Below are 24,863 nucleotides of genomic sequence, written 5' to 3'. Positions count from 1 at the left end.
AAAATACAGACGAAAAAAAACAGCGATTTGTTCGCTGCAGCTTGGCAAAAAATTGCTACAAACTACTGCTACAAATCACTGCTTTTAGACCTTCGTAACTCATTGATTTACAAAGGTTTTTCTTTAATGGCGGAGAGATAGGGATTCGAACCCTAGGTACCGGTGAAGGTACAACGGATTTCGAATCCGTCCCATTCGGCCACTCTGGCATCTCTCCAACGGCGCGCATCATAACAGCCTGTCTCTGGAAAGCAAAGCGCCGAAGCGATTTTTTTCCGTGCTATCAGATGCTTGCGTCGATTACAGCGGTACGCCGAGGCGCTTGGCGACTTCTTCGTAGGCTTCGATCACGTCACCGAGGCCTTGGCGGAAGCGGTCCTTGTCCATCTTCTTCTTGGTGTCTTTGTCCCACAGGCGGCAGCCGTCCGGGCTGAATTCGTCGCCCAGGACGATGGAGCCGTCGTGGAACACGCCGAATTCAAGCTTGAAGTCGACCAGCAAGAGGCCGGCGTCGTCGAACAGCTTGCTCAGCACGTCGTTGACCTTGAGGGACAGTTCCTTCATGCGCGCCAGTTGCTCGGCGGTGCCCCAGCCGAACGCCACGACGTGGGATTCGTTGATGAACGGGTCGCCCTTGGCGTCGTCCTTCAGGAACAGCTCGAAGGTGTAAGGGTTGAGCTTGAGGCCCTCCTCCACGCCCAGGCGCTTGACCAGGCTGCCAGCGGCGTAGTTACGCACGACGCATTCGACCGGGATCATGTCCAGCTTCTTGACCAGGCACTCGTTGTCGCTCAGCAGTTTGTCGAATTGGGTTGGAATGCCGGCCGCTTCGAGTTTCTGCATGATGAAGGCGTTGAACTTGTTGTTCACCATGCCTTTGCGATCAAGCTGTTCGATGCGCTTGCCGTCGAACGCCGAAGTGTCGTTGCGAAACAGCAGGATCAGGCGGTTGGCGTCGTCGGTCTTGTATACCGACTTGGCTTTGCCGCGGTAGAGTTCTTCACGTTTTTCCATGATGGGCTCCGCTTTGAGTGAGGTGGGCTAGGCGATGTGTCGCCAGTCGAGCCCTGAATCTTGATCGGCCAGTTGCAGCCAGTCCGGGTCGCACCCAAGGGTATCGACAAAACATTGCCGGGCCAGCTGCGGCAGGTTGTTCTTGCTGCTCAGGTGGGCCAGGACCAGGTGTTGCAGGTCTTGCCAGCCCAACTCATACACCAGGTACGCCGCCTGGTGGTTGTTCAAATGCCCGAGTTCGCCGCCCACCCGTTGCTTGAGAAAGTACGGGTAATGACCGCGAGCCAACAGGTCTCGGCAGTGGTTGGACTCGATCATCAATGCATCGAGATCCCGGTAACCGTCCAGCACCTTGGCGCAGTAGGAGCCCAGGTCGGTGAGTACGCCGAAACGTCGCTCGCCGCCACTGAATACATACTGCGTCGGCTCCTGGGCGTCATGCGCCACGGCAATCACATCGATGCTCAAGGCACCGATCTGCAACTGCTCGCCACCGGCCAGGAAGCCTGCGGGTTCAATGGGTTTGCGCATCCCGCGCAAGGTGCCGCGACTCAGGTACACCGGAAGATTGTAGCGCCGAGACAGCAAACCCACGCCATGCACATGGTCGGCATGTTCGTGGGTCACCAGAATCGCGCTCAGCTGCGAGGGGTGAACCCCCAGGCGCAGCAGGCGCCGCTCGGTTTCTCTTAACGAGAAACCACAATCCACCAGCACATACGTGTCGTCTTGAGCGACCAGCGTGCCGTTCCCTTGGCTACCGCTGCCGAGAACGGCAAAACGCATCGGATCAGCCCAGGTTGTCCTGAATCACGCCCAACACCTTGCGCGCTGTTTCAGCTGGCGCAACGGTGTTGATGTTCTTCTCGACAGTGACTTGCACGCTTTCGCCAACCTTGCTCAAACGAATCTGATAACGCTCGGCGCGGGTTTCGATCTCTTCCTTGGTCGGCGCGCTGCCGAACAATTTGCTGAAGAAACCTGGCTCGGCGTCTTTCTTCTCGGCTTTTTCCGCCACGTTGATGTAGTACAGGCCCAGGCTGCGGTTGATGTCTTCAACACGCCAAGGGCCTTGTTCCAACGCGCGACCGACACTGGCCCAGGCACGATCCAGGTCTTCACCCAGGTTCAGCACCACGTTGCCGCTGCCGTCTTCGGTGAGGCTGACGCGGCTCGGGGTGTCGTAATCGCGTGCGGCGAGCAGGGAGATCGAACCGCCCTTCTCGGAAATGCGGCTCATGCTGGCCAGCATCTCGTCGACCAGTGCGGCGTCGACGCCGGTGTTGACCGAGCGGTTGGTGAACTCGACGTTGGACGTGCTGCCGGCAGGACGCTCGGCGCTGACCACATAGACTTCACTGGTATTGCGCTGCACGCCAGGCTCGATGCGTACACGTACACGGGCTTCGCTGTCAGCGGCGATACCGCCGGACTGCAAACGCTTGGCCATGCTGGCGGACAGCTCGCTGCCCTGCTGCCACGCCGTGGTGAACTCACCGGTCTGCGGGCGCTGCTCGTCGATGCGGAAACCGTTGTCCTGGAAGAACTGCACCGCCACCGGCCAGACTTCGGCAGGTGGGCGCTGTGCCACGATCCAACGCGAGTCGCCGCTCTTCTGCAGGCTGTAGTCGCTGGTATTCGCCACGGCCAAGATCGGTTGTGGACGCGGCACCACGTACTCACCCTTGGCGGTGTCGTCGGCGACATTGCGCGGAATCGGCAGCAACGGGTCAAGGCGCTTGGCGACGTTGACGTCCGGCGGCAGTTGCATCGGTTTGGTTGCTTGTGCTTCCAGGTAATCGCTGCCGCGGTCACGGAAGTAGCCTTCCGGGCCCCAGATCCAACCGCAGCCGCTGGTGCTGGAGATAATCAAGGCAAGTGCGGAAAGTCCGGCCAATCGCTTCATGCGTAGTGCTTCCTCAATTAAACCAGGACGCCGGACTGGCGCAGGGCCTGTCGCAGCGGTTCGTGACAGGCTTCGCTGAGGCGGGTGAGCGGCAGACGGATACCGTCCGGCATCATGCCCATCTCGAACAGCGCCCATTTCACGGGAATAGGGTTGGATTCGATAAACAGTGTCTTGTTGAGCGGCATCAGTTTTTCGTGAATCGCACGTGCGGTCACGGCATCGCCGGCGAGGGCGGCGGCGCACATGTCGCTCATGGCACGCGGGGCCACGTTGGCGGTCACCGAGATGTTGCCCTTGCCGCCCAGCAGGATCAGCTCGACAGCGGTGGCATCGTCGCCGGAATACACCAGGAAGTCGCTGCTCACGCCTGCCAGGATGTCCTTGGCGCGCTGCAGGTCGCCGGTGGCTTCCTTGATGCCGATGATGTTCGGCACGGTGGACAGGCGGATCACGGTCTCGGCCTTCATGTCGCACGCGGTGCGACCTGGCACGTTATAGAGGATCTGCGGGATATCGACCGCTTCGGCAATGGTGCGGAAGTGCTGATACAGGCCTTCCTGGGTCGGCTTGTTGTAGTACGGGGTCACCAACAGGCAGGCGTCGGCGCCGGCTTTCTTGGCGTTCCTGGTCAGCTCGATCGCTTCACGCGTCGAGTTGGCGCCCGTACCGGCGATCACGGCGATACGGCCCGCGACACGCTTGACCACGAACTCGATGACCTGGATGTGTTCTTCCACGTCGAGAGTGGCCGACTCACCTGTGGTGCCGACCGCCACAATGGCGTTGGTGCCCTCTTGCAGGTGGAAGTCCACCAGTTTGCCCAGGCTATCCCAGTCGAGACGACCTTGTGCATCCATGGGTGTGACCAGTGCCACCATACTGCCCGCAATCATGCAACCGCTCCTGCCGGAAAAAGAGAGCCGTAATGGTACTGGCGCCAAGATGCTTGTACAAGCGAAGTACCGCCTGAGGATGCGTTCTGGCGCAACTAAACGACGGGCATTGCCATCATTGCGCGAAAGTGCGGGTCGAGACGGGGTAAAAACCCGCCGATCACGCAATGAAAACGCCACCTCCTATCCCTTGGCGACGCTTTTCGCTACCCTTCATGCTTTGATCGATACAGCCCTCACCGTATCGACCGCTCATCGTTTTAGGAAGGCTGCATGTCCACCCCCACAGTTCGCGAACAATTCCTTGTTATCAGTGCCCTCGGCGCCAACCCCATGGAGCTGACCAACGTCCTGTGCCGCGCCAGCCATGAAAACCGCTGCGCCGTCGTCACCTCCCGTCTCACCCGCCATGGCGAGTGCAGTGCGCTGGTGCTGCAGATTTCCGGCACCTGGGACGCCCTGGCACGCCTGGAGACCGGCCTGCCGGGCCTGGCCAAGAAGCACGACTTCACCGTCAATGTGGTACGCAGCGCCGCGCTGGAAAACCGCCCGCAGGCCCTGCCTTATGTGGCGTATGTCAGTTCGGCCTACCGCTCGGACATCGTCAACGAGTTGTGCCAGTTCTTCATCGACCATAACGTCGAGCTGGAAAACCTCACCTGCGACACCTACCAGGCACCGCAAACCGGCGGCACCATGCTCAACGCCACGTTTACCGTGACCTTGCCGGCCGGCGTGCAGATCAGTTGGCTGCGCGATCAGTTCCTGGACTTCGCCGATGCCCTGAACCTCGACGCCTTGATCGAGCCGTGGCGCCCACAGAACCCAATGTAAGGAAGCCCCCATGGCGGTAGTCATCGACAAACCCGTAGCCGATTTCGAAGCCCAGGCCACCAGCGGCCAGACCTTCAGCCTCGCAGCCCTCAAGGGCAAGCAAGTGGTGATCTACTTCTACCCGAAGGACAGCACCCCGGGTTGCACCACCGAAGGCCAGGGTTTCCGTGACCAGTACGCAGCGTTCAAGGCAGCCAACACCGAAGTGTTTGGCGTGTCGCGCGACAGCGTGAAGTCTCATGAGAACTTCAAGGGCAAGCAGGAATTCCCGTTCGAGCTGATCAGCGACAAGGACGAAGCGGTTTGCCAGCTGTTTGACGTGATCAAGCTGAAGAAGCTGTATGGCAAGGAATACCTGGGCGTGGATCGCAGCACCTTCCTGATCGACAAGGATGGCGTGCTGCGCCAGGAATGGCGTGGCGTGAAAGTGCCAGGGCATGTGGACGCCGTGCTGGCGGCCGCCCAGGCTTTGCACAACGCGTGAGCATCATCGGGAGAGGGCGCACGCGCCCTCCCCTCGCTTCAGAGTAAGGGTGCCACCACCGGTTCCTGCCGCGGCCATGCATCCAGCACCGCCTTGAACAGCGTCGCCAGGGGGATCGCAAAGAACACGCCCCAGAACCCCCACAACCCGCCGAACAACAATACCGCGCAGATGATCGCCACCGGATGCAGGTTGACCGCCTCCGAGAACAGCAGCGGCACCAGTACGTTGCCGTCCAGGGTCTGGATGATGCCGTACACCGCCATCAGGTAGATGAACTGGTCGCTCCAGCCCCACTGGAACAAGGCAATCAACGTGACCGGCACCGTCACCACCACCGCGCCGACATACGGCACCACCACTGAAATGCCCACCAGCAATGCCAGCAGCGCCGCGTAGTTCAGGTCCAGGGCAATAAAGGCGATGTAGGTCACGCCGCCACAGATGATGATCTCGATCACCTTGCCGCGGATGTAATTGGCGATCTGCCGGTTCATCTCCTCGGCCACCCGGGTGATCAGCGCACGCTCACGCGGCAGATAGCCACTTACCCAGCGGCCGATCATCGCGCGGTCCTTGAGGAAGAAAAACACCAGGATCGGCACCAGCACCAGGTAGATCATGATGTTGACCAGCAACGGCAGGCTGGACAGGGAAAAGGTCACCGCCCATTGCCCGAACTTTCCGATCTCGCCGCGTGCCACTTCGATGGCTTGCAATACCTGCTCATCCGACACCAGATGCGGGTAGCGCTCCGGCAACAGCAGCAACAGCGACTGCCATTTGGCGAGCATGCCGGGCAACTCATTGAACAGGGTGATCAGCTGGTGCCACAGCAGTGGCACGACCACCACGATAAATACCAGCAACAGCCCCATGAACAAAGCAAATACCAGTCCCACTGCCGCCGCACCCGGTAAGCGCAGACGCTCCAGGGTGGTGACCAACCCCTGCATCAGGTAGGCCAGCACCATCCCCGCCAGCACCGGGGCGAGCATGCCGCCCAGGGTGAGGACGGCGGTAAAGGCCAGGAACAGCAGGACCGCCAGCACCACGGCTTCCTCGTCGGAGAAGTAGCGCTGAATCCAGTCTCGTAACACTTTGAACATCAATCAACCTCGGGTGGTGGGAAGCGGACGCTTCAGGCCTTGCGCAACCAATAACGGTAGACACCGGCGGCGTCTTCTTCATGCACCAGGGTATGACCGGCCAGCCTGGCAAAGGTGCGGAAATCACGCTGGGAACCGGCATCCGTGGCGATGACTTTGAGCACCGCGCCGCTGGCCAATCGATTGAGTTCGAGTTTGGCCTTGAGCAAAGGCAACGGGCAATTGAGGCCGCTGGCATCGAGTTCGGCATCAAAGGCTACAGCGTCGGTCATGGTTTTACTCCGGGCAAGCGTTCAGGCTGCTTAGAATATCTGGTCCGACGCTCAGTGTCCGGCTACAGTAAGCTCTTTGTCGAAAGGCTCTGTGCATGACTTTTTTGCGCCCCACCCTGCTGACGCTGGCCTGCCTGCTGGCCTCCCCGGCCTTTGCCGACGACCTGCCGTCACTTGGCGACGCCAGCTCAGCCATTGTCTCGCCACAACAGGAATACCAACTGGGTCGCGCCTGGCTTGCCTATTTGCGTGGCCAGGTCGCGCAGCTCAACGATCCGCAGCTCAAGGATTACGTCGAAACCAGCGTGTACAAACTGGTGGAGACCAGCCAGGTCAATGACCGCCGCCTGGAATTCATCCTGATCGACAGCCCGCAGCTCAACGCCTTTGCCGCGCCTGGCGGTATCGTCGGGGTCAACGGCGGGCTGTTCCTCAACGCCCAGACCGAAGGTGAATACGCCTCGGTGCTGGCCCACGAATTGGCTCACTTGTCCCAGCGCCACTTCGCCCGCGGCGTCGAAGCGCAACAGCGCATGCAGATCCCGATGATGGCCGCGATGCTCGGCGGCATCATTGCCGCCGCAGCCGGTGCGGGCGACGCCGGCATTGCTGCAATTGCCGGCACCCAGGCCGCGGCGATCCAGGAACAACGGCGGTTCTCGCGCCAGAATGAACAAGAGGCCGACCGCATCGGCATCCTCAACCTGGAGAAAGCCGGTTACGACCCACGCTCCATGCCGACCATGTTCGAGCGCCTGATGCGTCAATACCGCTTCGACGCCAAGCCGCCGGAATTCCTGCTGACTCACCCGGTGACCGAATCGCGCATCGCCGACACCCGCAACCGCGCCGAACAGGCCAAGCTCGGCGGCACCGAAGACAGCCTGCGTTATCAATTGATTCGCGCACGGGTGCAGCTGAAATACGAAGACACGCCAGGCCTCGCCGCCAAGCGCTTCCAGGCCCAACTGGACGAAAACCCGAAAAGCGACGTGGCGCGCTATGGTCTGGCCATCGCCCAAATCAAGGGGACCAAGCTCAAGGAAGCCCGGGAAAACCTGGCCCCGCTGTTGGCCAAGTCGCCCAACGACATTACCTACAACCTGGCGCAGATCGAGCTGGACATCACCAGCAACCGCTTGCCGGATGCCCAGCAACGCACTGACCGGATGCTCACCCAGTACCCCGGAAACTATCCGCTGAACCAGGTGCGAGTGGACCTTTTACTCAAACAGAACCGCACCGCCGATGCGGAAAAGGCCCTGGACGGTTTGCTCAAGTCGCGCCCGGACGATCCGGACGTGTGGTACCAGGTCGCCGAAACGCGCGGCTTGTCCGGCAATATCATCGGCCTGCACCAGGCGCGCGCCGAGTACTTCGCCCTGGTCGGCGACTTCCAGCAAGCCATTCAACAACTGGACTTCGCCAAGCGCCGTGCCGGCAGCAACTTCCCACTGTCGTCACGTATCGACGCACGCCAGCGTGAGCTGATCGAACAGGAACGCTTGGTGAAAGGAATGATGGGCTAAACCCATCGCCCACAAAAAAGCCCCGCCCTCGTTAAACGAAGGCGGGGCTTTTTGATGCGCCGGTGTTACTCAGCCAGCTTGAAGGTAATGAAGCTGGCACGGCCCTGACGCAGGACGCGCATCGAGACCGAACGGTTCTTCGGCAGCGCCTTGGCGATGTCGGTGAACTGCTTGGTGCTGTCGATGGCCTGATTGTTCAGGTGAGTGATCACATCGCCTGGCTGCAGGCCGATCAACGCGGCAGGACCGTCCTGCACTTCCTTGATCACCACGCCGCTTTTCAGGTCGAAGGCCTTCTTCTGCTCGTCCGTCAGCTCGGCCACGGCAATACCCAGGCGGTTGCTGCTGCGCTCGGCGCCCGGCTTGGTGCTACCGAGGGCATCGAGGGTCGCGCCTTCTTCCGGAATGGCGCCGACGGTCAGTTCAACGTTCTGGCGTTTGCCTTCACGGATCACTTCCAGCTTGGCTTTGCTGCCCGCCTTGAGCGCGCCCACCAAATGCGGCAGGTCTGCCGACATGACGATCGGCTGGCCGTTCATGCTCAGAATCACGTCGCCGACTTGCAGGCCGCCCTTGGCTGCCGGGCCGTCGTCCTGGATCTGAGCGACCAGCGCACCGGCCGGCTTGTCGAGGCCGAAGGACTCGGCCAGGTCCTTGTTCACTTCCTGGATCACCACGCCCAACCAGCCACGGCTGACTTTGCCGCCGCTTTTGAGTTGGTTGGAAACGTCCATGGCCACGTCGATCGGGATGGCGAACGACACGCCCATGAAGCCACCGGAGCGCGTGTAGATCTGCGAGTTGATGCCGACCACCTCGCCGTTCAGGTTGAACAGCGGGCCACCGGAGTTACCCGGGTTGATCGGTACGTCGGTCTGGATGAACGGCACGTAGTTTTCGTTGGGCAGGCTGCGGCCGATGGCGCTGACGATGCCTTGGGTCACGGTGTGGTCAAAGCCAAACGGCGAACCGATCGCCACGACCCATTGCCCGGCTTTCAGGTCCTGGGACTTGCCCAGTTTCAGCACAGGCAGGTCCTTGCCGTCGATCTTCAGCAACGCCACGTCGGAACGTGGGTCGGTGCCGACCAGCTTGGCTTTCAACTCGCTGCGGTCAGCCAGACGGACGAGGATCTCGTCAGCGTCGGCAATTACATGGTTGTTGGTCAGGATGTAGCCATCGGGCGAGATGATGAAGCCCGAGCCCAGGGACTGCGCTTCACGCTGGCCACCGCCACCGCCACGGGGCGCGCGTTGTTGCGGCATGCCACGCTCGAAGAACTCGCGCAGCATCGGCGGCAGGCCTTCCAGGTCCGGCATCTGCTGGTCGGAGACTTTGCGCTCGGGCAGTTTTTGCGTGGTACTGATGTTCACCACGGCAGGCGAGGCCTGCTCGACCAATTGGGTGAAATCAGGCAGCTCGACCGCTTGCGCGGGCACGGCCTGACCCAACACCAACAATGTGGCGACTATGGATAAATAGGACTTCAAGCGTGGTATCGACATACAGCTCCCGTTACGACGAGCAGGGTTGGGCGACAGGGTTCTGGAAACGCCGGAAACTGTGACCGACATCTCCGTTCCGCGAACAAAACATGGTCAGCGCCGACAAGCCCTGACCTATAAAAAATATGAGAGATTTTTGCAAGTGAAAATGCTGATCCAGACATTTCATTACGCTCGGCAACCAACCTCGCATGGACGTAGGGTGAAAGGCCAGGATGAACATAAGATTAACGATTCACGGCTTGGCGGCTGGTTTTTTTTCACCGCGCACCGACAGCGCGATGCGCTCGGCGGTGCCCATGGGGATTTCGCCCACTACCGTGACCATCATTTCGCCATCCACCGTATTCAGCCGACGCGACACCGCCACCGTCGGGCCCAACTGGGTACGGGTTTCAGTAACGCCGGATTCGCCGATCGGCTCAAGAAATACCGAAAACCGTGCCAGCCCATCTTCATACATCCGACTGTCGACCGTCGCTTTGGTCTGGGAGTCTTTGCGCGCACTGCTGCTGGTCAACTGGAAACCCGGCGGCAACCATTCCAGGTGCCAGTCCTGGGCAGGTTGCACCTCTGGCGCTTTAGCCGTGGCCACTGCAATGGGCGTGCAATCGCCAGTGGGTTGCAAGTCGCGATCATCCGGCGTGACCGAGGTGTTCAATTGCGTGAACTGGAAACGCTCCAGCAACTGCCCCTGATCGTTCACCAGCAGGGATTTAAGGGGCAACGCGGTTTCGCGGTCCAGGTGCAACTCAAAACCATAGCGGTATTGGTCACGCGGGGTGATCGACACAATCACCGCATTTCGACCGGCCACGCGAGACTTGCCGATGACGGCCAGTTCGTAGAATTGCGCGATTTTTTGCGGATCAAGCGCACGTGAAGGGGCATCACGCGAATTGCTGAGGCCGGCGACAAGAGTGCCGCTGACGCATTGCGTCCGACCGTCTACCCGCACGACTTCCTGAGCCGAGCCGTCGAGCTGCAAAAGCCGCTCGCGAACCTGACCGTCCTGGACACGATGCCAGATGTCGTGGGTAGAAAAATTGCCGTTACGCTCGTAGACGAACGTACCTTGGAAGCTTTGCTGTTGCTCAGCACGCCCAAGTCGAGTCAACCAGTCTTGGGCATCATCGGCGTGGGCGGGGAGTGCAAACCAACCACTGAGCAAAAGCGTAAGGAGCGGTATGGCGCGCATAGTGCTCCTCAACGGTTCAACGGTTTTCCAGGCTTGCCGCGCGAGCATAAGGCAGAGCGCTTTCAGTACCTTTCAAGGCCGATTCCTGTGCGTGTTGGCGCAGGTAGCCTGGAAGACGCTGATCCTGCCAGCCGGATTGCCCTTGAAGCACACCGTTCGCCATCGGGCCGGTAGTGTCGGAGCTTTCCTTGTAGCCTGCCAGTACGGCGGGGCCCTTGACTTGCGGGCCAGCCATGATCGGTTGCTGAGTCTGTTGGGCCAGTTCGGTACCGGCGATTTCGTCCTGGTTGTACAGGCGAACACCAGCCAGAACGGCAACAGTTACCGAAGCGGCCACTGCCAGGCGACCCAGGCTACGCCATGGCCCCCGCGCAGCTTTTGCCGGAACGGCTTCATCAGCCAGTGCAGCAGAAACGGCCGCAGCAATATCCAGACGAGGGATTAGAAGATCCTTGTGCATCACCGCCCGAGCGACTTGGTAACGAGACCAGGTATCACGGGTTTCGGCATCACCGAATGCATTGAGCACCCGACGAAGTTCCAGTTCATCCGCTTCGTTATCCATCACTGCGGACAGCGATTCCTGCAGGGCATCACGACTCATGGCGGTTCCTCTCTTGGCTGTCGCCGCTGTCTTTAGTTTTCCTGCAACAACGGTTGCAAGGCTTTATCGATGGCTTCCCGGGCCCGGAAAATCCGTGACCTTACAGTCCCCACCGGACACTGCATGACGCTCGCAATGTCTTCATAACTCAGACCATCGAATTCACGTAAAGTTAACGCCGTCCGTAAATCTTCTGGCAGTTGCTGAATAGTGCGATGAACGGTGCCTTCGATCTCGTCGCGCAGCAATGCACGCTCCGGCGACTCGAGATCTTTGAGGCCGTGATCACCATCGTAAAATTCTGCATCTTCCGAACTGACATCACTATCTGGTGGGCGGCGTCCGCGAGACACCAGATAGTTCTTCGCCGTGTTGATGGCGATGCGGTAGAGCCACGTGTAAAACGCGCTGTCACCGCGGAAATTGCCCAGCGCACGGTATGCCTTGATAAAGGCTTCCTGTGCAACGTCCTGCGCTTCATGGGTGTCGTGCACAAACCGCACGATCAACCCGAGAATTTTGTGCTGGTATTTCAGCACTAGCAGATCAAAAGCTCGCTTGTCGCCGCGTTGAACGCGCTCGACCAGCTGCTGATCCTCTTCCTGGGTTAGCATGAACACTCCTCGTTGTACTTGAAGGAGGCTTGCATAACTGAACGATCAGGCTTGCAAACATAGACTCGGACTTTCCGCAAAAGTTCTCCCCTCCAAGCAAGTTTCCGGCATGCACTGATTTGGCACACACGAAAAACGCAGCGCGGGCAATGCCGGCTGCGCGAATAATCTTGTCGCCGGTTTCCTGACGCGTCCAATGCTCCCGACGGGCCAATAAACTCAACGTTTTCCCAGCTTTCGGGCAACCTGCTATTGAGTCGGGGCTTATGCAAAAAGTTCCCACTTCAATAACCGGTCCATTTACCTTGGCCGTGCACCGTAATTTCACATTGCCACGAATGCGCGGCTATTGTGCCGCTCCCCCCCTCTATATACTAGTAGCCTGTGTGACCCTTTGATTCGCCGATCCAGGCGTCCTGTTTGCGCCAGCCCCTGTGGATCGCTTTTTGCGGAATCCTTCAAATGAGCCAACAGTTTCAACACGATGTCCTGGTGATCGGCAGCGGCGCAGCCGGCCTGAGCCTTGCGCTGACCCTCCCCAGCCACCTGCGCATTGCGGTGCTGAGCAAAGGCGACCTGGCCAATGGCTCGACATTCTGGGCCCAGGGCGGTGTTGCCGCCGTGCTGGACGACACCGACACGGTGCAGTCCCACGTCGAAGACACCCTCAACGCCGGCGGCGGCCTGTGCCACGAAGATGCAGTGCGCTTTACCGTCGAACATAGCCGCGAAGCCATTCAATGGCTGATCGACCAGGGCGTGCCGTTTACCCGTGACGATCACGCCGGCAGCGATGACGGCGGCTTCGAGTTCCACCTGACCCGCGAAGGCGGGCACAGCCATCGCCGCATCATCCACGCCGCCGACGCCACCGGGGCCGCGATCTTCAGGACCCTGCTCGAACAAGCCCACCAACGCCCGAACATCGAACTGCTTGAGCAACGGGTCGCCGTCGACCTGATCACCGAGAAACGCCTGGGCCTGTCGGGCGAGCGCTGCCTCGGCGCCTATGTGCTCAACCGCAACAGCGGCGAAGTCGACACCTACGGCGCGCGCTTCACCATTCTCGCCTCGGGCGGCGCGGCCAAGGTCTACCTCTATACCAGCAACCCCGACGGTGCCTGTGGCGACGGCATCGCCATGGCCTGGCGCTCGGGCTGCCGGGTGGCCAACCTGGAATTCAACCAGTTCCACCCCACCTGCCTGTATCACCCGCTGGCCAAGAGCTTCCTGATCACCGAAGCCCTGCGCGGCGAAGGCGCGCACCTGAAACTGCCGAATGGCGAGCGCTTCATGCAACGCTTCGACCCACGCGCCGAACTGGCCCCGCGCGATATCGTCGCCCGCGCCATCGACCATGAAATGAAGCGCCTGGGCATCGACTGCGTCTACCTGGACATCAGCCACAAGCCCGAAGCGTTTATCAAGACTCACTTCCCGACGGTCTACGAGCGCTGCCTGGCCTTCAATATCGACATCACCAAAGGCCCGATCCCGGTGGTGCCGGCCGCGCACTACACCTGCGGCGGCGTGATGGTCGACCAACACGGGCGCACCGACGTGCCCGGCCTGTACGCGATCGGCGAAACCAGCTTCACCGGCCTGCACGGCGCCAACCGCATGGCCAGCAACTCGCTGCTCGAATGTTTTGTCTATGCGCGTTCGGCGGCGGCAGACATCCTTGAACAACTGCCGCAGATCCCCGTCCCGGCCGCCCTGCCCCGCTGGGACGCGAGCCAGGTGACCGATTCGGACGAAGACGTGATCATCGCCCACAACTGGGACGAACTGCGACGCTTCATGTGGGACTACGTAGGGATCGTGCGGACCAACAAACGCCTGCAACGCGCACAACACCGCGTGCGACTGTTGCTGGATGAGATCGACGAGTTCTACAGCAACTACAAAGTCAGCCGCGACCTGATCGAATTGCGCAACCTGGCCCAAGTGGCGGAGCTGATGATCCGCTCGGCCATGGAGCGCAAGGAAAGCCGGGGCCTGCATTACACCCTCGACTACCCGCAGATGCTGCCCGAGGCCCGCGATACTATTCTGGTGCCAACCACCTACGCCGACTGAACTTCAGGCGAACCCGCAGGCGCCGGTGTACATCGGCGGCCTGCGAATCCTTGGGCACACAGATCGACCGCACCGCCCATTCGCCCTGCACCCGATAGCGCAGCACCACGATCAACGGCAACGCCAGGCTGTCGGGACGCAGTTGCACGCGGTGCCAGCCGCGCGCTTCGCTCCACAACTGCCACCCGCTTTCGTCACGGCGCAGGCCGCGAATCGACGAACGGTGAGTCAGCCGGATATGGCGCGGGATAACCCAGGCGGCGTGAGCCAGGCACAGCAACAGGCCAAGGCTTGAATAAGGCAAATCGACAAGCAGCAGCGCACCCAGTGCGGACGACTGGGCCAGGAGATAGGCCGCCAGCAACAGCCGCGAGGCCTGCCAGCGGCATTCAAAGGCGGGATTACTTGGGCTGGACACGATCCAGGATCATCCGAACCATGCGCTGCAGCTCCGGGTCTTCCGATTCGGAGCGTTCCATGAACCAGCCGAACATGTCCTGGTCTTCGCATTCCAGCAGGCGCACGTAACAGTTGCGATCCGCCTCGTTAAGGGTCGAGTAAACCTCTCTGACGAATGGCACCAGCAACACGTCCAGCTCAAGCATGCCGCGACGGCTGTGCCAGTAGAGGCGATTGAGTTCTACATCTTCGACCATGGAACGCTCCTCAAATAGATTGCAAGTATACAGGCCCCAAGGCAGCGGAACAGTCGGCTTTGGTCGCCCCCTACAGAAACTATCCATTTGTCGGGCGCCCCTCTATGATGCACCTAGACTTTTTGACCTGCGATGACCCATGGCCGACTCTGCTTTCTTCTGCCCACTGACCCACGAAGGCGTTCTCGCCGTCCGCGGCGCCGACGCTGCCAAGTTCCTGCAGGGCCAACTCACCTGCAACCTCAACTACCTGAGCGACACCCAGGCCAGCCTCGGCGCGCGCTGCACGCAAAAAGGGCGCATGCAGTCGAGCTTTCGCATCCTGCTGCAAGGTGATGGCGTGCTCTTGGCCATGGCCACCGAGCTGCTGGAACCGCAACTGGCCGACCTGAAGAAATACGCGGTGTTCTCCAAATCCAAACTCACTGACGAAAGCGCCGCCTGGGCACGTTTCGGCCTGGCGAACGCGGATCATGCCCTGGCGAGCCTGGGCCTGGAGCTGCCGGCCGCGACCGACAGCGTCGCCCGCAGCGAACAATTGATCGCCATCCGCGTATCCCCTGGTCGCACCGAACTCTGGGCGCCCGCCGAGCAAGCCGAAGCCGTGCGCAGCCAATTGGCCGCGCAGTTGCAAACGGCTGACTTGAACGAATGGCTGCTGGGCCAGGTCCGCGCTGGTATCGGCCAGGTCATGCCGCAGACCCGCGAGCTGTTTATCCCGCAGATGCTCAACCTGCAGGCCGTGGGCGGCGTCAGTTTCAAGAAAGGCTGCTACACCGGCCAGGAAATCGTCGCGCGCATGCAATACCTGGGCAAACTCAAGCGTCGCCTGTACCGCCTGAGCCTGAATGCCGCTGAATTGCCCGAGCCCGGCACGCCGCTGTTTTCTCCCAGCCACAACAGCTCGATCGGCGAGGTGGTGATCGCGGCAAAAGCTGACCAAATGGTGGAACTTCTGGCGGTTCTGCAAGCCGAAGCAGCCGAGAGTGGTGATGTGCATTTAGGCACCCTCGAAGGTCCCGCTTTGCAGCTACTTGACCTGCCCTACCAATTGGATCGTGATCGAGAGATCCAGCACTGATCGTCGCACCCCTTTGCAACACCTTAGAGAGCATGAATGAACGAGCTGGCGGAAAAAGTCCAACAGGCTTTGATTGCGGCCATCGACAACGATGACCTGGTTCTGCCGACATTACCGGAAGTGGCCCTGAGCATTCGTCAGGCCGCCGAAGACCCGGAAATCGGCATCAGTCACTTGAGCAAAGTGATCGGTCGCGACACCGCGCTGTCGGCGCGCTTGATCAAAGTGGTCAACAGCCCGTTGTTGCGGGCCACGCAGGAAGTCACCGACCTGCACACCGCCATCACCCGGCTGGGCACCAACTACAGCAGCAACCTGGCGATCGGCCTGGTGATGGAGCAGATCTTCCACGCCCGTTCCGAAGTGATCGAACAGAAAATGCGCGACGTCTGGCGCCGCAGCCTGGAAGTGGCGGGCGTCAGCTACGCGCTGTGCCGCAGCCACAGCCAGCTCAAGCCGGACCAGGCAGCGCTCGGAGGCCTGGTGCACCAGATCGGTGTGCTGCCGATCCTGACCTATGCCGAAGACCATTACGAGTTGCTCTCTGACCCGGTCAGCCTCAACCACATGATCGAGAAAAGCCACCCAATGCTCGGCGACAAACTCCTGCGTGGCTGGGACTTCCCGGAGATGCTGGTCAAGCTGCCGGGCCAATACCTGGACCTGGAACGCGACTCCGCCAGCCTCGACTATATCGACCTGGTGCAAGTCGCCGTGCTGTATTGCCATCGCGGCACCGCGCATCCGCTGGCGGATGTACCGATCACCAACCTGCCGGCAGTCAAAAAACTGCGCCTGGACCTGTACAGCGACAGCGTGCGTGCGGAACTGGATGAAGCGCGGTCGATGTTCTACTGATCAACCGGCGACAAAACTGACGCGCACTTTCAAGCCCGTCGGTTCACCATCATGCAGGCTGATCTGGGCCAGATGCGCGCGACAGATTTCGCCGACAATCGCCAGGCCCAGACCGGAGCCCAGGCCCTGCTGACTGCGGCGATAGAAGCGTTCGAACACGCGGTCGCGCTCGTCCAGCGGAATGCCCGGGCCATCATCTTCCACTTCCAGCACCGCCGGTGCCGTCACGCGCAGGATCACATTGCCGCCAGGCGGCGTATGCGCCAGGGCGTTATCCACCAGGTTACTCAACAGCTCGTTGAGCAGCGTCGGTTCGCCGCGCAGCCACACCGGCTCGTCGGCCTCCAGCGCCAGCGCGACCCCACGCGCATGGGCCAACGGCGCCATGGCCATGCCCAGTTCGCGGGCGAGCTGGCTGAGGTCGAGCAATTGCGCCCCGCCTTCGGCAATCGCCCGTGCGCCGTTTTCGATGCGCGCCAAGGACAACAATTGATTGGCCAGATGGGTCAGGCGGTCGGTGCCTTGCGCGGCGGTTTCCAGGGTGCTGCGCCAGGTGGCCGGGTCTTCGGCGCGCAGGCCGAGTTCCAGGCGCGCCTTGAGCGCGGCCAGCGGCGTGCGCAGTTCGTGGGCCGCATCGGCGATAAACTGCGCCTGGCGCTCGAACTGGCCCCGCAGGCGTTCGGTGAAATGGTTGATGGAACGCACCAGCGGGCCGAACTCGAGCTGCACCTCGACCAGCGGCAACGGCCGCAGATCGTCGGGCTGGCGCTCTTCCACGGCCGTGCGCAAGCGCTCCAGCGGGCGCAACGCCGCGCTCACGGCAAACCACACCAGCAATAACGCGCCGATGGCGAGCATGCCCAGGCGCAGCAAGGTGTCGGCCATCAGGCTGCGGGCCATGCTGACGCGAGCTTCATCGGTCTCGGCCACGCGGATTTCCGCCATGCCGTTCATGTTCGGTTCGGAGACCGCCTTGAGCAGGCTCACCACGCGCACGGCCTGGCCCTGGTACGTGGCGTTGTAAAACCGTGCCAACGCCGGGTAATCATCGGTGCGCGGCGTGCCAGGCGGCGGGCCGGGCAGGTTTTCGTAACCGGAAATCAGCTTCTGGTCGATGTCATTGACCTGGTAATAAATCCGCCCCGCGCTGTCGTAGGCAAAGGTGTCCAGGGCCACATACGGCACATTCGCGCTCAAGCTGCCGTCGACCTCGGTCAGGCCGGCGGCAATCGTGCGTGCCGAGGCCAGCAAGGTGCGGTCATAGGCGGTGTCGGCGGCTTCGCGGCCGTTCCAGTAGGCGCTCATGCCGCTGGCGACCATCAACAGCACCAGCAACAGCGCGAGGTTCCACAGCAGCCGCCAGCGCAGACTGCTGGGCTTATGCATCGCGCGCTTCCAGCAGGTAGCCGAGGCCACGGAAGGTGACGATGGCGATGGGCTGGCCGTCGAGTTTCTTGCGCAGGCGGTGTATGTAGATTTCGATCGCATCCGGGCTGGCCTCTTCATCAAGGCCGAACACCTGGGCGGCCAGTTGCTCCTTGCTCATCACCCGTCCCGGGCGCGCGATCAGCGCTTCAAGCACGGCTTGCTCGCGGGACGTGAGGGTCAGCAACTCGCCGCCGACCGTGAAGCGGCGGGTGTCGAGGTCGTAGACCAGCACGCCGCAGGCCTGCTGGCGCTCGCCGCCGAGCACGCTGCGCCGCAACAGCGCCTTGACCCGCGCCTCCAGTTCCGTCAGCTCGAACGGCTTGGCCAGGTAATCGTCGGCGCCCAGGTTCAGGCCATGCACACGGTCTTTCACATCACTGCGCGCCGTCAGCATCAGCACCGGCAGATTTTTCCCACGCGCCCGCAAGCGCGCCAACACCTCGAAACCGTCCATGCGCGGCAAGCCCACATCGAGGATCGCCGCGGCGTATTCCTCACTGCCCAAGGCCAGGTCCGCGGCCACTCCGTCGTGCAGCACATCGACGGTCAGACCCGTGCTCTTGAGCGCCTGGGCGACACTTTCGGCCAGTTGCAAATGGTCTTCAACCAGGAGGACACGCATGGATTTCTACCTCATTCGGGGGTGGTCGGCGCCACGCTCTGCGAGGCAGTTTACAGGCGCCGCCTGGGCTGTGAAGCCCGAAAACATTGAAAGGCAACTGAAAGGTTAGTGAAAGCTTCACCCTTTAGCATCCAGCCACGGTAGGCCATGCCCGCCGAGCTGCCTGATCCGTAGCACCCGAAAAACGCCTCGAAGCGTTTTCGTCAAATAAGAACAATAACGGAGTACTCAACGATGCTGTCGACACAGCCCCAGGCTTGCACGCCTGTGCGTTTTTCCCGCCTGACCCAGACCGCCCTTGCCAGCGCCGCCACCCTTGCCGGCTTTTCGCCGCTTGCCCAAGCCGCCTTCTTCGAAGACAGCAGCGCGACCCTGGAAACCCGCAACATGTACTTCAACCGCGACTTTCGCGACGGCACCAGCGCCCAGCAATCCAAGCGCGACGAATGGGCCCAGGGCTTCATGCTCAACCTGCAATCGGGCTACACCGACGGCACCGTCGGCTTTGGCGTGGATGCGCTGGGCATGCTCGGCGTCAAGCTCGACTCCAGCCCCGACCGCACCGGCAGCGGCCTGCTGCCCACCCACGACGATGGCCGCGCCGCCAACGAGTATTCCAAGCTGGGCCTGACCGGCAAAGTGAAGATCTCCGCCACCGAGCTGAAAGTCGGCGCGCTGATCCCCGAGCTGCCGATCCTCAAGCCCAACGACGGCCGCATCCTGCCGCAAACCTTCAACGGCGGCCTGATCACCTCGAAAGAGTTCAAGAACCTGGTGTTCACCGGTGGCCGTCTCGACAAGGCCAAGGACCGCGACGACACCAACTACGAGGACATCGCCCTCAACAACAAGAACAGCCGTTTCCTCAGCGGCGCCACCGGCAAGCACTTCAATTTCGGCGGCGTGGACTACAAGTTCGCCGACAAGATCACCGGCAGCTATCACTTCGCCCAACTCGACGACGTGTACCGCCAGCACTTCCTCGGCCTGGTGGCTGCGCGCCCGATGGGCCCCGGCACCTTCGCCACCGATCTGCGCCTGGCGATCAGCGACGACACCGGCGCCGCCCGCGGCGGCAAGATCGACAACACCTCCCTCAACGGCCTGTTCAGCTATGCCCTCAATGGCCATAAGCTCAGCGCCGGCTACCAGCACATGTCCGGCGACAGCGCGTTTCCGTATGTGGATGGCAGCGACCCGTACCTGGTCAACTTCGTGCAGATCAACGACTTTGCCGGCGCCGAGGAGCGCTCCTGGCAGGCACGCTACGACTATGACTTCGCCAAGCTGGGGATTCCCGGCCTGAGTTTCATGAGCCGTTACCTGTCGGGTGACCATATCAAGCTCAAGAACGGCGAGACCGGCAAGGAGTGGGAACGCAACAGCGAGATCAAGTACGTGGTGCAAAGCGGCACATTCAAGGATGTCGCCGTGCGCCTGCGCAATGCGACGTATCGTTCCAACTATTCAGCGCGTGATGCGGATGAAGTACGCCTGCTGGTCAGTTACAGCGTCGCGCTCTGGTAAGCAGTGCCTGGTAATAGCCACTCATAACAACAACGACGGAGATAACCATGACCCTTTCATTGCGTAAATTCGCCCTCGCCGCCGGCTGCATGCTGTTCGCCGGCCAACTGCTGGCCGCCGACGAACCCAAGCGCCCGGAATGCATCGCCCCGGCCTCCCCTGGCGGTGGTTTTGACCTGACCTGCAAACTGGCGCAAAGCGCGCTGGTCAACGAGAAGCTGCTGAGCAAGCCGATGCGCGTGACCTACATGCCTGGTGGCGTGGGCGCAGTGGCCTACAACGCCGTGGTCGCACAGCGCCCTGCAGACGGCGGCACCCTGGTGGCCTGGTCCAGCGGCTCGCTGTTGAACCTGGCCCAGGGCAAGTTCGGGCGCTTCGATGAAAGCGCCGTGCGTTGGCTGGCAGCGGTCGGCACCAGCTACGGCGCCATCGCGGTGAAAAGCGATTCGCCTTACAAAAATCTCGACGACCTGGTGCAGGCGCTGAAGAAAGATCCGAGCAAAGTGGTCATCGGTTCCGGCGGCACCGTGGGTAGCCAGGACTGGATGCAAACCGCGCTGATCGCCAAGGCCGCCGGGATCAACCCGCGCGACCTGCGCTATGTGGCGCTGGAAGGTGGCGGTGAAATTGTCACCGCGCTGATGGGCAACCACATCCAGGTGGGCAGTACCGACATCTCCGATTCCATGCCCCATATCCAGAGTGGAGACATGCGCTTGCTCGCGGTGTTCTCCGAAGCGCGCCTGGACGAACCGGAAATGAAGGATATTCCGACCGCCAGAGAGCAAGGCTACGACATCGTCTGGCCAGTGGTGCGCGGTTTCTACCTTGGGCCAAAAGTCAGCGATGCCGACTACGCCTGGTGGAAAGACGCCTTCGACAAACTGCTGGCCTCCGAAGACTTCGCCAAGCTGCGTGACCAGCGCGAGCTGTTCCCGTTCGCCATGACCGGCCCGGAGCTGGACACCTACGTGAAGAAGCAGGTAGCGGACTACAAAGTGCTGGCCAAAGAGTTCGGCCTGATCCAGTAATCGCCCCTCTGTCGCGCGGCCACGTCCTGCTGAACCAGGGGCGTGGCCCAGGAGTTCAACATGCTCTTACAACGCATATTCGCCGCCGCGCTGCTGCTGGCCTGCGCGGGCCTGGCCTTGATGGCCTGGCCCTACCAGGCGTCGTTTTCCTACGAACCCGTGGGGCCTCGGGCCTACCCGCTGCTGATGCTCGGGCTGATGAGCCTGGCGCTGATCTACATGCTGTTTCGCCCGCAGCCGACCCAGCATACCGAGGAAGAACCCGCGCTGGACCGCGCCACCCTGATCAAGATCGGCATCTGCGTGGCGCTATTGATCGTGTTTGCCGCCACCTTCGAATCCCTCGGTTTCATTCTCAGCAGCATGTTGATCGGCATTCCGATGGCACGGCTGTATGGCGGCCGCTGGTTGCCCGGTGCGGTGATCATCACCTTGATGAGCGTCGGCCTTTATCTGCTGTTCGATAAAGCCATGGATGTTCCGCTGCCCCTCGGCCTGCTCGACGTTCTGGAGAACTGATATGGATACTTTCGGCTATTTGGGCCAGGGCTTCGGCGTGGCACTGTCCCCCTACAACCTGGTGACCGCGCTGTGCGGCACCTTGATCGGCACCGTGGTCGGCCTGCTGCCGGGCCTGGGCCCGATCAACGGCGTGGCGCTGTTGATCCCCATCGCGTTCGCCCTGGGCCTGCCGCCGGAGTCGGCGTTGATCCTGCTGGCGGCCGTGTACCTGGGCTGCGAATACGGTGGGCGTATCAGCTCGATCCTGCTGAACATCCCGGGTGAAGCCTCCACCGTGATGACCACCCTCGACGGTTACCCGATGGCCCGCAAAGGCCTGGCCGGTGTGGCGTTGTCATTGTCGGCGTGGAGTTCGTTCATCGGCGCGTTTATCGCCACCTGCGGCATGGTGCTGTTTGCCCCGCTGCTGGCCAAATGGGCGATTGCCTTCGGCCCGGCGGAATATTTCGTACTGATGGTGTTCGCGATTGTCTGCCTCGGCGGCATGGCCGGCGATAAACCGCTGAAGACCTTCGTCGCGGCGCTGATCGGCCTGTTCCTGTCAGCGGTGGGCATCGACGCCAACAGCGGCGTGTACCGCTTTACCGGCGATAACATCCACCTGACCGACGGCATCCAGTTCGTGGTGTTGGTGCTGGGCCTGTTCTCCATCAGCGAGATCCTGTTGCTGCTGGAAAAAACCCACCGTGGCCAGGAAGCGGTGAAAGCCACCGGGCGGATGATGTTTAACCTGAAGGAAGCCTCGTCGGTATTTGCGGTGAACATCCGGTGCGGCCTGCTCGGTTTCATCATGGGCGTATTGCCCGGCGCTGGCGCGACGTTGGCGTCAGCCGTGGCCTACATGACCGAGAAACGCCTGGCCGGGGCCAGCGGTAAATTCGGGCAGGGTGACATGCGTGGTCTGGCGGCACCGGAAACCGCCATCGGCGCCTCCGCCTGCGGTGCGCTGGTGCCGATGCTGACCCTGGGCGTGCCGGGTTCGGGCACCACCGCGGTGATGATCGGCGCCCTGTCGCTGTACAACATCACGCCGGGCCCGCTGTTGTTCCAACAGCAACCGGATATCGTCTGGGGCCTGATCGCCTCGTTGTTCATCGCCAACATCATGCTGGTGATCCTCAACATCCCGATGATCCGCATCTTCACGCGCATCCTCGCCGTGCCGAACTGGGCGCTGGTGCCGGTGATCGCGATCATCACCGCGATCGGCGTGTACGCGGTTCACGCCACCACGTTCGATCTGTTCCTGATGATCGGTATCGGCATCTTCGGCTACATCCTGCGCAAGCTGGACTTCCCGCTGTCACCGGTGTTGCTGGGCTTTATCCTCGGCGGCCTGATGGAGCAGAACCTGCGCCGCGCGCTGTCGATCTCCAACGGTGCGCTGGAGATCCTGTGGTCCAGCCCGATCACCTTCGGTGTCTGGGTATTGACCGCCGTGATGCTGCTGTTACCGCTGGCGCGCATCTACCGCAAACGTGCGTTGCAGCGTCGTGCCGTGGCCGATGTCTGAGGCCAGCTTTAAACACTGGTGGGGAACACCGCTGGTCGGCCTGGTCGGCGGTTACCTGGCCAGCCTGGTCGGCTGGCCGTTGCCGTATATGGTCGGTTCGCTACTGGCGATCATCCTCGTGCGTTGCCTCACGCCGTGGCAGTTGGCGGAGATTCCCGGCGGGCGCAAAGGCGGCCAATGGGTGGTGGGCATCGGCATCGGCCTGCACTTCACTCCGCTGGTGATCGAACAGGTGATGAGCCACTTCGGCTTGATCTTCTTCGGCGCGCTGGTCACCAGCCTGTCGAGCGTGGTCGGCGTGTGGTTGATGCGCCGCAGCGGCGAAGACCGCGCCACCGCGTTTTTCTCCAGCATGCCCGGCGGTTCCGGCGAGATGGTCAACCTCGGCGCACGCAATGGCGCGGTGCTCAGCCGGGTCGCGGCGGGGCAAAGCCTGCGGGTGTTGGTGGTGGTGCTGTGCGTACCGGCGATCTTCAAGTACGTGCTGGACGGTGGCGCGCCGCAGTTTCATCCCGCCCCCGTGAGCTGGGCCTGGCTGGCGCTGCTGTTTCCCGCCGGTGCGCTGGTGGCCTGGGGCTGGCAGCGCTTGCGTCAGCCGAACCCGTGGCTGTTCGGGCCCCTGTTGGTCAGTGCCACCGCCAGTGTGGCGTGGGACCTGCACATCGGCCTGCCCGACGGCGGCAGCCAGATCGGCCAGTGGCTGATCGGCAGCGGGTTGGGCTGCCACTTCAATCGTCAGTTCTTCCGCAGTGCGCCGTCGTTCATGGCGCGCACCTTGATCGGCACCGCCTTGACCATGCTGCTGGCGACGCTGGCCGCCGTGGGCTTGAGTGCGATGACCCAACTGGACCTGCGCTCATTGACCCTGGGCATGATGCCCGGTGGCATTGCCGAGATGAGTTTGACCGCGGAAACCCTGCAACTGTCGGTGCCGTTGGTGACGGCAATGCAGGTGATGCGCTTGTTGTTCGTGTTGTTTCTGGCGGAGCCGCTGTTCAGGCATTGGAACCGCCAAGCCTAGCGGCTACCGAGGGCGGCCCGCCCTGGGCCGCTACCGCCTGTCGGCACTGTCATTTCTAACAGCTAGCCTGCTCGCTGCCCTTCTGCGTTCAATCCTTGTGTGCCCCGGACCTTTTCGGCTCCTTTGCCTTGCACGAGGTGACAAGCATGACTCCAGAGCTCAACGCGCCCCCTTTCGTCGCGCAGTTGTCGCCTTATATTCCCGGCCTGACGACCCCGGTCGTAGGATTCTCCGGCGGTGTGCATCAACTGCTGTTGGAGAACCATGGCAGCACGGGCCTGATTTGCATCTTGCGCACCTACGCAGGCCAGCTTGAAGGCGATTTCATCGAGTTGTTCTGTAGCGACCTGCTGGTCCCGGTCGACTTCCATACCGTAACCGAGCAAGAAGCGCGCGAAGCGAAGCCGATTACCCTGCACATCTCCATGGCCCGCTTGGCCGACGGCGCGGCCGGCCCCGTATTTTTCCGGGTGACTCACCTCGATCACCGCTTAGAAGAAACCCAACGCCTGACCCTCAAGATCGACACCGTGGCACCAACCGGCAGCGACCCCATTACC

Annotated in this window: 25 protein-coding genes, 1 tRNA gene and 1 pseudogene; 12 read left to right on the top strand and 15 right to left on the bottom strand. The window is 61.6% G+C overall.

The window, feature by feature from the left end; all coding sequences use genetic code 11:
* Window positions 1-127: 127 nt before the first annotated feature.
* The 5 genes from AC07W0_RS16600 to dapA all read right to left on the bottom strand — a co-directional run bounded on the left by AC07W0_RS16600 (window position 128) and on the right by dapA (window position 3,816).
* A tRNA-Ser gene (locus tag AC07W0_RS16600) sits at window positions 128-217 on the bottom strand.
* Window positions 218-300: 83 nt separating this feature from the next.
* Window positions 301-1,014, bottom strand: coding sequence for a phosphoribosylaminoimidazolesuccinocarboxamide synthase (purC, locus tag AC07W0_RS16595; RefSeq protein WP_017844921.1), 714 nt, complete (start codon window positions 1,012-1,014; stop codon window positions 301-303).
* A gap of 27 nt (window positions 1,015-1,041) precedes the next feature.
* Window positions 1,042-1,800 (bottom strand): MBL fold metallo-hydrolase, encoded by a 759-nt coding sequence (locus AC07W0_RS16590; RefSeq protein WP_017844920.1) that lies wholly within the window; start codon window positions 1,798-1,800, stop codon window positions 1,042-1,044.
* 4 nt (window positions 1,801-1,804) lie between these two features.
* Window positions 1,805-2,920, bottom strand: a complete 1,116-nt coding sequence (bamC, locus tag AC07W0_RS16585) for an NlpB/DapX family lipoprotein (protein ID WP_017844919.1) — start codon at window positions 2,918-2,920, stop codon at window positions 1,805-1,807.
* 17 nt (window positions 2,921-2,937) lie between these two features.
* Complete coding sequence (gene dapA, locus AC07W0_RS16580) at window positions 2,938-3,816, bottom strand: 4-hydroxy-tetrahydrodipicolinate synthase (RefSeq protein WP_017844918.1); 879 nt, start codon at window positions 3,814-3,816, stop codon at window positions 2,938-2,940.
* 273 nt (window positions 3,817-4,089) lie between these two features.
* On the opposite strand from dapA, the gene AC07W0_RS16575 reads away from it, so the two are divergent.
* The gene (locus AC07W0_RS16575; protein ID WP_003172487.1) at window positions 4,090-4,650 is read left to right on the top strand and encodes a glycine cleavage system transcriptional repressor; all 561 of its coding nucleotides are present in this window, start codon (window positions 4,090-4,092) and stop codon (window positions 4,648-4,650) included.
* A gap of 10 nt (window positions 4,651-4,660) precedes the next feature.
* Window positions 4,661-5,134 (top strand): peroxiredoxin, encoded by a 474-nt coding sequence (locus AC07W0_RS16570; protein ID WP_046384366.1) that lies wholly within the window; start codon window positions 4,661-4,663, stop codon window positions 5,132-5,134.
* 38 nt (window positions 5,135-5,172) lie between these two features.
* On the opposite strand, the gene AC07W0_RS16565 is transcribed toward AC07W0_RS16570, so the two are convergent.
* Window positions 5,173-6,243, bottom strand: coding sequence for an AI-2E family transporter (locus tag AC07W0_RS16565; RefSeq protein ID WP_017844916.1), 1,071 nt, complete (start codon window positions 6,241-6,243; stop codon window positions 5,173-5,175).
* Between the two features lie 32 nt (window positions 6,244-6,275).
* Window positions 6,276-6,515, bottom strand: coding sequence for a sulfurtransferase TusA family protein (locus tag AC07W0_RS16560; protein WP_017844915.1), 240 nt, complete (start codon window positions 6,513-6,515; stop codon window positions 6,276-6,278).
* A 95-nt stretch (window positions 6,516-6,610) separates the two neighbouring features.
* On the opposite strand from AC07W0_RS16560, the gene AC07W0_RS16555 reads away from it, so the two are divergent.
* Entirely contained in the window at window positions 6,611-8,044 is a 1,434-nt protein-coding gene (locus tag AC07W0_RS16555) for a M48 family metalloprotease (protein WP_102617676.1), read from the top strand.
* A 65-nt stretch (window positions 8,045-8,109) separates the two neighbouring features.
* Here the strand turns inward: AC07W0_RS16555 and AC07W0_RS16550 are convergent, their stop codons facing one another.
* From AC07W0_RS16550 to rpoE, 4 genes are all read right to left on the bottom strand, one after another.
* On the bottom strand, window positions 8,110-9,549 hold the full coding sequence (locus tag AC07W0_RS16550; protein ID WP_026139783.1) for a DegQ family serine endoprotease: 1,440 nt from the start codon (window positions 9,547-9,549) through the stop codon (window positions 8,110-8,112).
* A gap of 235 nt (window positions 9,550-9,784) precedes the next feature.
* Window positions 9,785-10,747 (bottom strand): MucB/RseB C-terminal domain-containing protein, encoded by a 963-nt coding sequence (locus AC07W0_RS16545; RefSeq protein WP_046490353.1) that lies wholly within the window; start codon window positions 10,745-10,747, stop codon window positions 9,785-9,787.
* Between the two features lie 16 nt (window positions 10,748-10,763).
* Complete coding sequence (locus tag AC07W0_RS16540; RefSeq protein ID WP_017844911.1) at window positions 10,764-11,351, bottom strand: sigma-E factor negative regulatory protein; 588 nt, start codon at window positions 11,349-11,351, stop codon at window positions 10,764-10,766.
* A gap of 32 nt (window positions 11,352-11,383) precedes the next feature.
* Window positions 11,384-11,965, bottom strand: a complete 582-nt coding sequence (gene rpoE, locus AC07W0_RS16535; protein ID WP_003172477.1) for an RNA polymerase sigma factor RpoE/AlgU — start codon at window positions 11,963-11,965, stop codon at window positions 11,384-11,386.
* A gap of 462 nt (window positions 11,966-12,427) precedes the next feature.
* Here rpoE and nadB point away from each other — a divergent pair, with 462 nt between their 5' ends.
* Entirely contained in the window at window positions 12,428-14,044 is a 1,617-nt protein-coding gene (gene nadB / locus AC07W0_RS16530; protein WP_102617675.1) for an L-aspartate oxidase, read from the top strand.
* On the opposite strand, the gene AC07W0_RS16525 is transcribed toward nadB, so the two are convergent.
* Entirely contained in the window at window positions 14,013-14,462 is a 450-nt protein-coding gene (locus AC07W0_RS16525; RefSeq protein ID WP_017844909.1) for a protein YgfX, read from the bottom strand. The two genes, nadB and AC07W0_RS16525, sit on opposite strands and share 32 nt — an antisense overlap.
* Window positions 14,446-14,700, bottom strand: a complete 255-nt coding sequence (locus AC07W0_RS16520) for an FAD assembly factor SdhE (RefSeq protein WP_017844908.1) — start codon at window positions 14,698-14,700, stop codon at window positions 14,446-14,448. Before AC07W0_RS16520 ends, AC07W0_RS16525 begins: the two co-directional genes overlap by 17 nt.
* 139 nt (window positions 14,701-14,839) lie before the next feature.
* Between AC07W0_RS16520 and ygfZ the strand changes: the two genes are divergently transcribed.
* On the top strand, window positions 14,840-15,781 hold the full coding sequence (gene ygfZ / locus AC07W0_RS16515; protein ID WP_102617674.1) for a CAF17-like 4Fe-4S cluster assembly/insertion protein YgfZ: 942 nt from the start codon (window positions 14,840-14,842) through the stop codon (window positions 15,779-15,781).
* 36 nt (window positions 15,782-15,817) lie between these two features.
* Entirely contained in the window at window positions 15,818-16,639 is an 822-nt protein-coding gene (locus AC07W0_RS16510; protein WP_017844907.1) for an HDOD domain-containing protein, read from the top strand.
* Here the strand turns inward: AC07W0_RS16510 and AC07W0_RS16505 are convergent, their stop codons facing one another.
* Window positions 16,640-18,025, bottom strand: coding sequence for a sensor histidine kinase (locus tag AC07W0_RS16505; RefSeq protein ID WP_017844906.1), 1,386 nt, complete (start codon window positions 18,023-18,025; stop codon window positions 16,640-16,642).
* Window positions 18,018-18,689, bottom strand: a complete 672-nt coding sequence (locus tag AC07W0_RS16500) for a response regulator (protein WP_017844905.1) — start codon at window positions 18,687-18,689, stop codon at window positions 18,018-18,020. The genes AC07W0_RS16505 and AC07W0_RS16500 overlap by 8 nt, the downstream gene beginning before the upstream one ends.
* 234 nt (window positions 18,690-18,923) lie before the next feature.
* Here AC07W0_RS16500 and AC07W0_RS16495 point away from each other — a divergent pair, with 234 nt between their 5' ends.
* The 6 genes and pseudogenes from AC07W0_RS16495 to AC07W0_RS16470 form a co-directional block, all read left to right on the top strand.
* A complete protein-coding gene (locus AC07W0_RS16495) occupies window positions 18,924-20,216 on the top strand; it encodes an OprD family porin (protein WP_017844903.1) in 1,293 nt (430 codons plus the stop codon).
* 41 nt (window positions 20,217-20,257) lie between these two features.
* Entirely contained in the window at window positions 20,258-21,247 is a 990-nt protein-coding gene (locus tag AC07W0_RS16490; RefSeq protein ID WP_162231534.1) for a Bug family tripartite tricarboxylate transporter substrate binding protein, read from the top strand.
* Between the two features lie 60 nt (window positions 21,248-21,307).
* Window positions 21,308-21,766 carry a tripartite tricarboxylate transporter TctB family protein gene (locus AC07W0_RS16485; RefSeq protein ID WP_017844901.1) on the top strand — a complete coding sequence of 153 codons (459 nt, stop codon included), beginning with the start codon at window positions 21,308-21,310 and terminating at the stop codon, window positions 21,764-21,766.
* A gap of 1 nt (window position 21,767) precedes the next feature.
* Window positions 21,768-23,282 (top strand): tripartite tricarboxylate transporter permease, encoded by a 1,515-nt coding sequence (locus AC07W0_RS16480; RefSeq protein ID WP_017844900.1) that lies wholly within the window; start codon window positions 21,768-21,770, stop codon window positions 23,280-23,282.
* Window positions 23,275-24,303 (top strand): AbrB family transcriptional regulator, encoded by a 1,029-nt coding sequence (locus AC07W0_RS16475; RefSeq protein ID WP_046490337.1) that lies wholly within the window; start codon window positions 23,275-23,277, stop codon window positions 24,301-24,303. The genes AC07W0_RS16480 and AC07W0_RS16475 overlap by 8 nt, the downstream gene beginning before the upstream one ends.
* A 146-nt stretch (window positions 24,304-24,449) precedes the next feature.
* Window positions 24,450-24,863: pseudogene (locus AC07W0_RS16470) on the top strand (YncE family protein); the annotation flags it as partial.

This window comes from Pseudomonas sp. GW704-F2, from assembly GCF_059423025.1.
The sequence above is the reverse complement of the archived record's forward strand: the minus strand, read 5'-3'. Positions and strand labels throughout refer to the sequence as shown.